This window comes from Symbioplanes lichenis, assembly GCF_030709675.1.
Taxonomy (GTDB): Bacteria; Actinomycetota; Actinomycetes; order Mycobacteriales; family Micromonosporaceae; genus Actinoplanes; species Actinoplanes lichenis.
In genome coordinates, this window is sequence record NZ_JAUZQD010000010.1 from 1 (window position 1) to 11,984 (window position 11,984).

Here is an 11,984-nt window from a genome sequence, read left to right on the forward strand (position 1 = left end):
TCGCCTTCCTCGCGGAGGTCAGGTCATGACCCGCGTCCTCGTTGTCGACGATGAGCCCCAGATCGTCCGGGCGCTGACCATCAATCTGCGCGCCCGGCGCTACGACGTGGACGCCGCGCCCGACGGTGCCTCGGCGCTGCGGCTGGCCGGCGACCGGCACCCCGACCTCGTGGTCCTCGACCTCGGCCTGCCCGACATGGCGGGCACCGACGTGATCCGGGGCCTGCGCGGCTGGACCGGCGTTCCCATCATCGTGCTCTCCGGCCGCGTGGAGAGCCACGACAAGGTCGGCGCGCTCGACGCCGGCGCCGACGACTACGTCACCAAGCCCTTCAGCATCGACGAATTGCTGGCCCGCATCCGAGCCGTCACCCGCCGTGCCCACGCCCCCGGCGATGCCCTGCCCACCGTCACCATCGGCGCCACCACCGTCGACCTGGGCGCCCGCCGGGTCACCCGCGGCCCCGGCGAGGTGCGTTTGACGCCCACCGAGTGGCAGCTGCTCGAACACCTGCTGCGCCACCCCGGCAAGCTGCTCAGCCAGCGCACCCTCCTGCACGACGTCTGGGGCCCGCAATACTCGACGGAGACCAACTATCTGCGCCAGTACATGGCCCGCCTGCGCCGCAAACTCGAGGACGACCCCTCACGCCCGGCGCACCTGATCACCGAGCCGGGCATGGGCTACCGCTTCCGGCCGTGAAGGCCATGGAGGCCGTGAAGGCCATGGAGGCCGTGAAGGCCGTGAAGGCCATGACGGTTACGCACCGGGCGATCGAAGTGACACGCGGAACTCGCGCGGTGGCATCCCGACGACGCGCCGGAAGGCGGTGCTGAAGGCACTCTCGGACTGGTAGCCGATGGCCGTGGCGATGGCGGCGAGGGAGTCCTCGGTGCGCAGGGCCGCCCGGGCGAGCTGCATGCGCCACTCGATGAGGTAGTCCAGGGGAGGTCGCCCCACCCGGGCCCGGAAGGTCGCGGCGAAGGCCGACCTCGACATCGTCGCGATCCGGGCCAGCTCCTCGAGCGTCCAGCGGCGACCCGGGTCGGCGTGGACCGCGCGCAACGCCGCCCCGATCCCGTCGTCGGCCACCGAGGCCAGCCAGCCCAGGGGCTCCGGGGACGAGCCGGCGTGCGACCTCAGCATCTGCACCAGCAGGATGTGGGCCAGATGCTCGAGAACCAGCGACCGGCCGACCTTGTGCGTCCCCATCTCGTGGACGAGCAGGGTGGCGATGGTCCAGAGCAGCTTCTCGCCGGCCTCGCCCGCCCGGACGATCATGGCCGGAGGAAGCGAGGAGAACAGCGCCGACCCGTCGGAGTCCTGGAACTCGAAGTCGACGCTGCACATGTACGCCGTCTGTGTGGGCCCGCCCGCGTCCGACAGGCCCGCGCGCGCCGCTTCGACCGAGCTCCCGAGGCCGTAGGGCGGCGGATTCCCGAGCAGATAGAAGTCGCCTTCGGTCAGGAGGAGCGGCTCCAGCCCGTCGATGCACAGCCAGGACTCGCCTTCCACCACCACGCCGAGCTTGACGTGCGGGAAGGGCGAGAACCGGACTCCCCACGGCGCCGCCGCGCGCAGGGGGACGGGAGCGACCGTCCGCGGCCGGGCCAGCGCCAGCACGTCCCGGATCGGGTCCTGCCCATCGAGGGCGATCCCGGCGCTGGACGATCCGTAAACACCGGTGGACTCCACGTTATGGAATATACGCGCGGCGGGAGAAACGATGGATGCCGGGCGGCGGACGCCGCGGATCAACGCGAGGAGTCATGAAAGTCATGCGATACCGATTTCTCGGGAGATCAGGGCTGCGGGTGTCGGAGCTGTCGCTGGGGACCGGCAACTTCGGCCTGGGCTGGGGGCACGGCGCGGACGCGGCCGAGTCCAAGGCGATGTACGACACCTATCGGGAGGCGGGCGGCAACTTCATCGACACCGCGTCCAACTATCAGGCCGGCGACGCCGAGCAATATCTGGCGGACATCATCGCCTCGGACCGTGAGGACATCGTCCTGTCGACGAAGTACACCATGGGGTCCGACGCGGCCAGCGGTCTGCAGTTCACCGGGAACGGCCGGAAGGCGATGGTCCAGTCGCTGGAGCTGAGCCTGCGCCGGCTGCGTACCGACCGGGTGGACGTCTTCTGGGCCCACGTGGCCGACGAGTCCACCCCCGTCGAGGAGATCCTGCGGACCTTCGACGACCTCACGGCCGCCGGCAAGATCCTGTACGCCGGACTGTGCAACTTCCCGGCCTGGCGAGTGGCGACGGCAGTCACCCTGGCGGAGCAACGGGGCTGGGCTGCTCCCGTGGCCATCCAGTCCGAGTACAGCCTGGTCGAGCGCAGTGCCGACCGGGAGTTGCTGCCCATGGCCGACGCCTTCGGCCTGGGCGTGCTCGGGTTCACGCCGCTCGGTGGTGGTCTCTTGACGGGCAAGTACCGGCGCGGGGAGACGGGACGCGCCCAGAGTTCGATCAGCCAGTTCCTGCACCGGGAGGAGGACGCCGGCAAGGCGAAGATCCTGGACGCCGCCGAGAGCGTCGCCCGGGATCTCGGCACGACTCCCGACCGGGTGGCCGTCAAGTGGTCGATGGCGAAGGGCGTGATTCCTATCATCGGGCCGCGGAGCGTGGATCAGCTCATGTCGACCCTCGCGGCCGGCGCTCTAAACATCCCGGCGGATCAGCTGGAACGGCTGGACGAGGCGAGCGCGCTCCGGCTGGGCTATCCGCACGGGCTGTGGGCGCCCTTCGAACGGGCGGAGCGCAGGCCCTGAGATCTTCGACGGATATCACTTTACGTCGATCTTACCGGTGACCCGGCACGGTCCTTCCCAGATCCAGACCAGGGAGGACAGTCGACAGTGGGTTCGTACAGAAAATGGGGGTGGGGTCTCGGCATCGCGACCGTCACCGCCGTGAGCGCCTTCGGGATCGCGTCATGGCAGGCGAACGCGGCGCCGGGCGACCCCAGTCCGGGAGTCGGCGGCATGCTGCCGAAGGTGTCGGATCCCGATCCGGTGCCCGAGGCGGCCGCCGGGACCGGCAGCGACGCGCTGACCTCGACCGAGGTGGACAAGGCGCGCGCTGCCGCGCTCACCCCGCAGCTCGCCGCCGACGCGCGCGGCGTGACCGGCGAGGCCGGCCCGGAGTATCTGTCAGCCGATCTGGGGCTCGACGGCAGTGGCCGGGAGGCGGAGCTCTACTTCTACGACTACAAGACCGACAAGCTCGTCAAGCAGGTCGTCGACGCGAGCACGGGCAAGCTCGTGCACAGCTACTCCGCCACGGGCATGCAGCCGCCGGCCTCGCCGCGGGAGGCGACGGTCGCGCTGGATCTGCTGCTGGCCGATCCGCTCAGCGCCGGCTTCAAGGCCGCGTACGCCGACGCCACCGGCCAGGCCTTCGCGGGCAAGGAGGGGCTGAACGTCACCGCGCACATCTACAAGGCCAAGCCCGCCGACACCGGGGCGAGCCAGTGCGGCAAGAAGCGCTGCGTTCAGCTCATCGTGCAGACCGGCGACGGTCAGTTCATCAACGTGACCGACGTCGTTGTCGACCTGTCCGGGCGCAAGGTCGCCCGCCTTTCATGAACGAGGGCCGCATGAAGTTCCGTACGATCGCCGCCACTCTGCTGGCCACCGGGTCGCTGGCCCTGGTCGCGCCCGGCCGGGCCGAGGCCGCGCCGGAGCCGTCGCCCTGCGGTGCGGCCGCCACGGTCAAGGAGACGCTGCCCAACGGCACGACGTGGCAGCTCTGCTGGCGCATCAACGACCGGGCCGGCCTGGTCCTGAACAACGTCTTCCTCTCCTCGCCGCGCCAGCCCGAGCCCGTGCAGGTGCTCAACTCCATCCGGCTCGCGCAGCTCAACGTGCCCTACGACTCCGGTGACACCGAGTACAACGACCTCACCGAGTACGGCCTGGGCAGCTACAACATGGAGACGCTCACGGGCGAGGACTGCAAGGGCGGCTCCGCGCGTACGGGCTCCGACGGCGGCGCCGACCCGCAACAGCGCGAGCTGCTCTGCGTCAGCGCGGAGCCGGCGGGCCTGGCCAACCGCCTGCACGACTACGAGTACGACGAGGAGACGGGCGAGGGCACCGAGAAGGTCTACTCGCGTCAGGGTCACGAGCTCGTGCTCCGGGCGATCAGCAAGGTCGGCTGGTACGAGTACGTGACCGAGTACCGCCTCGGCGACACCGGCCAGATCTCGGCCCGCCTCGGCGCGACCGGCGACCTGGCCCCCGGCGAGTACTCGCAGGCGGACCGGGGCTGGCCGATCGGCAAGGAGGCCCGCGACTACGCGACCATGCACTATCACAGCGCGTTCTGGCGGGTCGACTTCAACATCGGTGGCAAGGGCGGCGAGACCGTCGAGCAGTACGACACCAAGCTCGACGGCGAGGGCGCGATGACCGCCAAGCTCACCACGACCAGGAAGACCATCGCCAAGGAGGGCAGCTTCAACAAGGCCGACCGCCGCTGGTGGCGCGTCGCCAGCCCCACGAGTACGAACGCCGACGGGCACAAGCGCTCGTACGAGCTGATCACCGGGGCCGACGACCCGTACGAGGGGCACCCGGAGACGCAGCCGGACGTCACCTTCACGCAGGCGAACCTGTGCGAGAAGTGGGCGTCGGACAACATCTCGGACCCCGAGTGCCCGCTGGGCATCAAGACGATCCTCGACTTCGCCGCCGACAAGCAGAAGATGACCGACCCGGTGATGTGGGTGCGGGTGGGCTTCCACCACGTGCCGCGGGACGAGGACCAGAGCCCGATGCCGATGCACTGGCAGGGCTTCGATCTGGCGCCGCGCGACTTCACGGCGATCAACCCGATCGCGCCGGACGGGCGGGAGAACGTCAACGGGAACCCGTACCCGGAGGAGGAGCCCTCGACTCCTTCTGAGCCGCCGGCTTCGTCGGCCGCGCGGAACTGAGCCTTGTTCCGTCGTCTCGCCGCCGCGCTGGTCCTTGCTGTGACCGGCGTGGCGGTGTTCTTCGGGGTGAGTCGCGCCGATGAGCCTGTTCCGCGCGACAAACCGGCCCCGCAAGCGGCCGCCGTCACCGTGGCGGTGCCTTCCGGCGCTGACGTGCACTACGCGCAGATGATGGCGGACCATCACGGGCAGGCCGTCCGGATGAGCCGGGCGCTGCTCGCCAAGCCGGGCGTCCCGGAGCGGATCGCGGCGATCGCCGACTTCATCGCGCACGACCAGCAGCGCGAGATCGACGAGTCGAACGCGTGGCTGGCGGCGTGGAACGCGCCTCCGGCCCGGGCGGGTGGCGCCATGCCCGGCATGCTGACCGAGGCGCAGCTGATGTCGCTCGACCGTGCGAAAACCGGTGCGGCCCCGGGACTGTTCCTGCGGCTGATGATCGAGCATCACGAGGGGGCCATCGTCATGTCCCGCGAGCTGCTGGCGGGCGGCGGGACCAATGTTTACGTCCACGGGCTGGCCAAGCATGTGATCAATGAGCAGTCCGCGGAGATCGACGCGATGCGCGCGCTGCTGTAGACAGGAATTGGAACGAGCCGCCCCGGCACCGGTCACTTCCGGCGGTCGGGGCGGCCCGGGCTCAGCTGACTGACGCCGAGAAGGAGTTGACGGCCAGTCCGGCCCCGCCGATCCAGGGCTCGAAGCCGGCCTGGATGCTGGTGAGGTACCACGAGTTCGTGATGGCGCCCCGGTTGCGCACGTCGTTGACGAAGTCCAGGACGCTGAAGCTCCAGCTGGAGATGGGCGCCGGGGCCACGTACGAGATGACCTGGTTGGCGCCGTTGCTGCCGCGCCAGACCTGCCAGGTCCGGCCGCCGACGGTCGCGTTGCCCACGACCGAGCCGATGGGCTGGATGCTGCCCTGGCGGTTGAACCAGATCATGATCTCCTGCTGGTTGACGCCGTTGGTCCGGGGCGTCGGGTCCAGCCAGATGTCGAACGCGGCGTCATAGGTCGCCCCGCCCACGTACGTGTAACTGACGCTGCTCGTGGCGCTGCGGATGTCGCTCACCCGTCGCGGCAGCACCGATCCCGGCGAGCAGTTGCCGTAGTGGCAGCCGTAGTAGACGGCCGGGTAGGAGACGGGGGCGCCGCTGGTGTTGCCCGTGCCCTGCTGGCTGACGATGCTGAAGCCGGTGCTCGTCACATTGATGCACTGCTCGGCGGAGGTGCCCCACCGGTTGTTCATCACCGTGTAGCGGCCGCCGATGGTCGTGCTGCCGTACTGGTCGCAGATGCGGGTGTCCGCCTGCGCTTCTCCGGCCACGGCCACGGCTCCGACGCTAGCGGCGAAGACCAGGCAGGCGGCGAGGAATCTCTTCATCAGGCTCTCCTCGAGGGGGGTTGGGAGCGCTCCCACAAGGCTAGGCCAAAGACATCGAAGTTTGAAGATGTTTCGGCAACATTTCCGGGCGGTCAGGTCAGCAGGCCCGGCGTCGGGTTCGTGACCTGCTGAAAGATGACGGAGGTGCGGAAGCCGGTGACCTCGCGGCGCTTGCTCAGCCGGTCGGTGAGCAGCGCGTGCAGGGCGTCGAGGTCGGGTACGCCGACGTGCAGCAGGAAGTCGTCGCCGCCGGCCAGGACGAAGACGCTGAGCACCTCGGGCATCTGGGCCGCCGCGGCCTTGAAGGCGTCGATGACGGTCCGGCTCAGCGGACGGACCTGCACGGAGACGAGGGCCTGCACGCCGCGGTTGAGGGCGGCGGGGTCGATGTCGGCGTGGTAGCCCCGGATCACGCCGCGGCGGGTCAGGGCGCGCACCCGTTCGAGACAGGTGGACGGGGAGACGCCGACCAGACGGGCGAGCTCACGGTTGGACAACCGTGCATCTGACTGGAGCTGGGCGACAATGCGCGCGTCGAGTTCGTCCACGGGCCTATGATGCCAGCGATTTCGATCAAACGTTCGGTGGTGGCCGCCAAGATCCGCACATCTGCCTACCGTCGCGGGATGACGGAGCATCGTTTGGGGATCTGGCAGGGCACGGCCACCGTGCTCGGCGGCGTACTGGGGCCGGGCATGCTGGTGCTGCCCCACCTGGCGGCGCGGGCGGCGGGCCCGGGCTCGGTGCTGGCGTGGGCGGGGCTGATCCTGGTCAGCGTCCCCGTCGCGTTCACGTTCGCGCTGCTCGGGCTGCGGCATCCCGACGGCGGCGGGGTGGCGCACTTCGCCGGGACGGCGCTGGGCCGCCGGGCGTACGCCATCGTGGGCTGGTGGTTCTTCGCGGCCGTGCCGGTCGGCATCCTCGCCGGGGCGCTGGCCGGTGGCCTCTATGCGGCGGAGGCGTTCGGCGGGGGCGGCCGGATGGCCCTGGTGATCGCGGGCGCGCTGCTGGTGGCGGCGTTCGCGGCGAACGCGGCGGGGCTGCGGACCAGCGGGCGCATGCAGGTCGTGATGGTGGCCCTGCTGGTCGTGGTGCTGACCGCCGCCATCGCCGTGAGCCTGCCGGAGGTCCGCGCCGAGCGGTTCGAGCCGTTCCTGCCGCACGGGTTCGCCGGGGTCGGCAGCGCCGTCGGCGTGCTGGTCTTCGCATTCGTGGGCTGGGAGGCCGCCAGCCACCTGTCGGCGGACTTCGCGGGCCGGCGCCTGCTGACAGCGACCGGCCTCACGCTGGCGGCGATCACCGTGATCTATCTCGGGGTGGCGATCACGGTCGTCGGCTCCGGCGCGGCGGCGTCGCCCGTGCCGCTGACCGCCATGCTGGCCGGGATCGGCCCGGCCGCCGAGCCGCTGACCGGGGCGGCGGCGCTCGTGCTGACGTTCGGCGCGGTCAACACCTATGTCGCGGGCGCCACGCGGCTCGGGCGGGGGCTGCTGCCGCGCCGGGTCTCCTCGCCGCAGCGCGGCCTGCTCGTGCTGGGGGCGGCGACGGCGGCCGCCGGTGTGGCCGCGCTGGTAGGGCACGTCGGGCTGGATGCCCTGCTGCGCACCACGTCCGCCTGCCTGGCCGCCGTCACCTTCGTCGGCACGCTGGCCGCCGTACGGCTGCTGCCGGCGGGCCGGATGCGGGCGGTCGCGCTGCTCGGAACCACGCTCACCGGGTCGATGGTGCTGCTCAGCGGCGTCTACCTGGTCGCGCCCGCCCTCATCGCCGGCCTCGTTCTCGCCACAAGCCGGATCAGGCCTCAGCGGGCGCTGACGAACGCGGCGATGCCCATGTCGGCGGTCACGGCGACGGCGGCGGAGTCGGCCACCCGGTTCAGCGCCTCGACCGCCTCGAACTGAGCCGCCGGCGCGACCACCGTCCGCCGGGGCCGCTTGCCCTCCGGCGCCTCGACCAGCCGCACGACAGCCTCGGCGACCACGGCCGGGTCGCCGGGGTTCGCCTGCTGGGGACTGGTGATCGCCGCCATGAAGCCGCCCAGGGCCTCGCCGTAGGCGCCCATCCGCTCCTGGTCGGCCGGCAGCGTGGCGTTGGCGCCGATGTTGGTCGGATAGGGGGCCGCGTCGAGGATGACGGACTCCACCCCGTGCGGGGCCAGCTCGTCGTGCCACGCCTCGGTGAGGCTCGCCAGCGCCGCCTTGCTCGCCGCGTAGAGACCGCTGAACGGCACAGTCACCCGGCTCGACAGGGAGCCGATCTGCAGGAGCAGCCCGGCGCCCTGCCGGCGCAGGTGGGGCAGGGCGGCCCGGTTGACCCGCAGCGCCCCGAACACGTTGAGGTCGAACTGGCGCTGCGCCTCCTCCGCGGTGAAGGGCTCGACCGGCCCCACGAAGATGCCGCCGGCGTTGTTGACGACGACGTCGAGGCGCCCCGCCGCGCCGATCACCTCGGTCACCGCCCGGTCCGCGGAGGCCTGATCGGTGACGTCGATCTCGACCACGCGCAGGTCGGCGCCCTCGAGCGCGGCCAGCTCGGCGGCGGCGCGCTGGTTGCGGCCGCGTACGTCCCGCAGGCCCGCGAAAACCCGGTGCCCGCGCCGGGCCAGCGCCTCGGCCGTCAACCGGCCGAAGCCCGTGCTCGCCCCGGTGACCAGCACCACGCGTTGGTCGCTCATCGTTTCCTCTCCCGGTCCTCAAAACGGGGTGGCACCCCGATTTCCGTCTCCACGGTAACCGGAGTGCCACCCCGTTTGTCAACCGGGCTCTTGTCAACCGGCGGTGCAGGCGACGCGGTTGAGCTTGACCGGGCTTTTGTCAAGCGGCGGTGCAGGCGACGCCGTTGAGCTTGACCGTGGCCGGGGCGGTGGCGGGGCCGGTGGCCGTGAAGCCGACGGTCACCGCCGAGCCGGGCGCCAGGGCGGTGCCGGTCGCCGTGACGGTGGTGCCGGACTGGGCGACGGTGGCGTTCCAGCCGTTCGACAGCGTCACGCCGCTGGGCCAGGTCCAGGTGGCCGCGGCCGGGCTCACCGCGGCCGAGCCGGTGTTGGTCACGGTCAGGGTGCCCTGGAAGCCGCCGTTCCAGGCGTTGTCCTGCCGGTACGCCGTCGTGCACGCGCCCGCCGGGGGAGTGCCCGGATCGGTGCCGCCGCCCGAGCCCACCGGCGGGATCAGGTAGGGCTGGATGATGGCCTGCTTCGCGGTGTTGACCGTGGTCCAGTCGTCGTTGGCGATGCCGCCGGTGTCGCCGGAGTTGGGGTTCCACGACCAGTAAGTGAACGACATCCCGGTCGCCCCGGTGCCCGTGTAGGCGAGCAGGCTCTGCAACCACACCCGGTCGACGTCGTTCTGCAACGTGGTGCCGAACTCACCGATCATGATGGGCGCGATGTTCTGCTTGTAGAGGTAACCCCAGTACCGGTCCCAGATGGCGGGCATGTTCGCCGGGTACGCCGGATCGTCGAACCAGGCCTGGTGGTAGACCGAGGTGGCGTACTCGTGGGGGGAGTAGACGAGCCGGTTCGCCACGCTGAGGCGTACGGGGAACTGTCCTGCCTGGGAAAGGTTGCCGCCCCACCACCCGCAGTCCTCGTCGTTGCTGGGGTCGTTGTCCCAGACGTTGGAGAGGCCCCCGCTCGGGCAGCTGACGCCCTCGACGAAGATGAGCCAGTTGGGCTGGACCGCGAGAATGGCGTTGCCGGCGCGCTCGGCCGCCAGCCGCCAGTCGCGGGCGGTGTCGCCGCAGCCCCAGCACGATCCCGTGGCGGCCGGGTTGGTGCCCTCGGCGTGCGGCTCGTTGTGCAGGTCGGCGCCGATCACGGTGGGATTGCCGGCATAGCGGCGCGCCAGCGCCTGCCAGTTGGCGATCCAGGTCGATTCCGGTACGCCCGCCGTGTACCACAACGCCGTCTGCCCGGCCGCCGTCGGGCGGTGCCGGTCCAGGATGATCCGCATGCCCTTGCTTCCGGCGTACGCGACCACCTTGTCGAGAATCTGCAACGGCGACAGCCCCACGAGGTCCGGGTTGACGTAGTCGTTGACGCCGGTCGCGGTCGCCCCCGCCTTGAGCGCGTCGTCGGAGAAGGGCACCCGCAGCGTGTTGTAGCCGAGCCGCGCCATCGTGTCCAGCTGCGACCGCCACGGGTTGTTCGCCCACAGCCCGTGGAACGTCTTGTTGTCGGTCTCCATGCCGAACCAGTTGATGCCGGTCAGCCGCACGGTGGCGCCGGTGCTGTCGAGGATCTGATTGCCGCTGGTGTGCAGGTAGCCGGTGCCGGTGCCGACGGCGGGGGCCGCGGCCGCGGGCGTCGCGCCGACGGCGGCGAGCAGGCAGCCGGCGGCGGTCACGAGGGCGGCGGTGGCGGCCGCCAAGGTTGATCGGAAGCGCGGATAAGACACGGGACGACTCCGTTCGTCGATGTGTCAGGGACGTTACGGGAGCGCTCCCACGCATTCAAGAACGTAAATAGCTTCCTGCTCGAGCAGCCCTCAGCGGGCGGGCCAGACCGCCAGGTCGCCGCCGGGGAGGCTCACGACCAGCAGGCCGCCCGGCCCGGTCGCGGTCCAGGATGATCCGCTCAGGACTGTAGGCCAGCGTGGCCGGGCCGGCGATGCTCACGTGGCCCCCGTCGCCGAGCAGCAGGCCGAACGCGAAGTCCACCTCGACGCGCGTGACGGTGAGCCCCGAGAACGGCAACGTCCAGCGGTCCTCCGAGGCTTCAGCCACGCCGCTGCGCCTTCTTCCAGACAGCCTGCTGCACCAGAAGCGTGAGAACCCCGGCCAGCACGATCGCCGCCGCGTTGATGAGCAGCTGGAGGGCCGAGCCCAACGCTTCCTCGCGTACCCCGTAGGCCAGGGCGACCGCCGCGTTGGCTGCCGCCGGGATCGTGGTGACCGAGATGAGGACGCCGACCAGGGTGCCCGCCTTGGCCGACGTCAGCGACAGGATGCCCGCGACCCCGCCCAGGAAGCCGATGACCCAGGACAGGGCGTCCGGGCGCCAGATGAAGTCGGTCAGGGGACGGTCGTCGAGCAGCATCGACTTGTCGACCAGGCCGGCCGCGGTCAGCAGCCAGACGGCGGCGACGGTCAGGAGCATGCCGATCGGGAAGCCGGCGCCGAGGGCGAGCGCGGAGCGGCGTACCAGCTGGGCTTTGCGTTGCACGAGGCCGACGCAGAGCGCGGCGAGCGGGCCGAACTCGGGGCCGACGACCATCGAGCCGACGATGAGGATGGGCTGGTCGAGGAGCACGCCGACGGCCGCGATGATCATGGCGACGGTCATGAAGGCCAGGAAGGAGGCCGACAGCGCGGTCTCCTCGCCGGTCTGGTGCTCGATCTCGTGCCAGACGACGGCGTCGACGCCCAGGCCGGGGACGCGCTTCTCGGCCCGGTCGGCGGCGGCGGACATGGTGGTGTCGACGCGTTCCATGACGATGGCGCCGTCACGGTCGAGGCCGAGCCCGCGCAGCTGGTCGAGGACGGCGCTGGCCCCCTCGCGGACCACGTCGAACTCGATCAGGTCGCCCGGCGGGGACAGGGCCGCGCCGGGCAGCACGACGACATGCGTGACGGCGTCGTCGGCCTTCAGCAGCTCCAGGACCCGCGCGGACACCGGGGCGGGCGCGATCGCCCGGACGTGCAGCATGGCCGCACAA

General features: G+C 71.0%; 12 protein-coding genes and 1 pseudogene. 6 read left to right on the top strand and 7 right to left on the bottom strand.

Translation table 11 applies throughout. The annotated features are described in order from the left end of the window. The first annotated feature begins 25 nt into the window (after positions 1-25). Complete coding sequence (locus RAN62_RS23735) at positions 26-703, top strand: response regulator (protein WP_305786945.1); 678 nt, start codon at positions 26-28, stop codon at positions 701-703. A gap of 57 nt (positions 704-760) precedes the next feature. Here RAN62_RS23735 and RAN62_RS23740 read toward each other — a convergent pair whose 3' ends face one another. After that, complete coding sequence (locus RAN62_RS23740) at positions 761-1,696, bottom strand: AraC family transcriptional regulator (RefSeq protein ID WP_305786946.1); 936 nt, start codon at positions 1,694-1,696, stop codon at positions 761-763. 83 nt (positions 1,697-1,779) lie between these two features. On the opposite strand from RAN62_RS23740, the gene RAN62_RS23745 reads away from it, so the two are divergent. From RAN62_RS23745 to RAN62_RS23760, 4 genes are all read left to right on the top strand, one after another. Beyond that, a complete protein-coding gene (locus RAN62_RS23745) occupies positions 1,780-2,778 on the top strand; it encodes an aldo/keto reductase (protein WP_305786947.1) in 999 nt (332 codons plus the stop codon). A gap of 87 nt (positions 2,779-2,865) precedes the next feature. Next, positions 2,866-3,594 carry a hypothetical protein gene (locus tag RAN62_RS23750; RefSeq protein WP_305786948.1) on the top strand — a complete coding sequence of 243 codons (729 nt, stop codon included), beginning with the start codon at positions 2,866-2,868 and terminating at the stop codon, positions 3,592-3,594. Positions 3,595-3,605: 11 nt separating this feature from the next. Continuing rightward, the gene (locus RAN62_RS23755) at positions 3,606-4,946 is read left to right on the top strand and encodes a copper amine oxidase (protein WP_305786949.1); all 1,341 of its coding nucleotides are present in this window, start codon (positions 3,606-3,608) and stop codon (positions 4,944-4,946) included. 3 nt (positions 4,947-4,949) lie between these two features. Then, positions 4,950-5,525, top strand: a complete 576-nt coding sequence (locus RAN62_RS23760; RefSeq protein WP_305786950.1) for a DUF305 domain-containing protein — start codon at positions 4,950-4,952, stop codon at positions 5,523-5,525. A gap of 64 nt (positions 5,526-5,589) precedes the next feature. Here RAN62_RS23760 and RAN62_RS23765 read toward each other — a convergent pair. Then, positions 5,590-6,330, bottom strand: a pseudogene (locus RAN62_RS23765) (GH12 family glycosyl hydrolase domain-containing protein); the annotation flags it as partial. A gap of 92 nt (positions 6,331-6,422) precedes the next feature. Then, positions 6,423-6,878, bottom strand: a complete 456-nt coding sequence (locus tag RAN62_RS23770) for an Lrp/AsnC family transcriptional regulator (protein ID WP_305786951.1) — start codon at positions 6,876-6,878, stop codon at positions 6,423-6,425. Positions 6,879-6,956: 78 nt separating this feature from the next. Between RAN62_RS23770 and RAN62_RS23775 the strand changes: the two genes are divergently transcribed. Continuing rightward, the gene (locus tag RAN62_RS23775) at positions 6,957-8,231 is read left to right on the top strand and encodes an APC family permease (RefSeq protein ID WP_305786952.1); all 1,275 of its coding nucleotides are present in this window, start codon (positions 6,957-6,959) and stop codon (positions 8,229-8,231) included. On the opposite strand, the gene RAN62_RS23780 is transcribed toward RAN62_RS23775, so the two are convergent. The 4 genes from RAN62_RS23780 to RAN62_RS23795 all read right to left on the bottom strand — a co-directional run bounded on the left by RAN62_RS23780 (position 8,132) and on the right by RAN62_RS23795 (position 11,974). Further along, complete coding sequence (locus RAN62_RS23780; RefSeq protein WP_305786953.1) at positions 8,132-9,004, bottom strand: SDR family NAD(P)-dependent oxidoreductase; 873 nt, start codon at positions 9,002-9,004, stop codon at positions 8,132-8,134. The two genes, RAN62_RS23775 and RAN62_RS23780, sit on opposite strands and share 100 nt — an antisense overlap. 139 nt (positions 9,005-9,143) lie before the next feature. Further along, positions 9,144-10,724: a cellulase family glycosylhydrolase gene (locus RAN62_RS23785; protein WP_305786954.1), complete on the bottom strand. Its 1,581-nt coding sequence runs from the start codon at positions 10,722-10,724 to the stop codon at positions 9,144-9,146. Between the two features lie 55 nt (positions 10,725-10,779). After that, positions 10,780-11,052 (bottom strand): hypothetical protein, encoded by a 273-nt coding sequence (locus RAN62_RS41405; protein WP_305786955.1) that lies wholly within the window; start codon positions 11,050-11,052, stop codon positions 10,780-10,782. After that, entirely contained in the window at positions 11,045-11,974 is a 930-nt protein-coding gene (locus RAN62_RS23795; protein ID WP_305786956.1) for a DUF389 domain-containing protein, read from the bottom strand. The genes RAN62_RS41405 and RAN62_RS23795 overlap by 8 nt, the downstream gene beginning before the upstream one ends. Between the last annotated feature and the right edge of the window lie 10 nt (positions 11,975-11,984).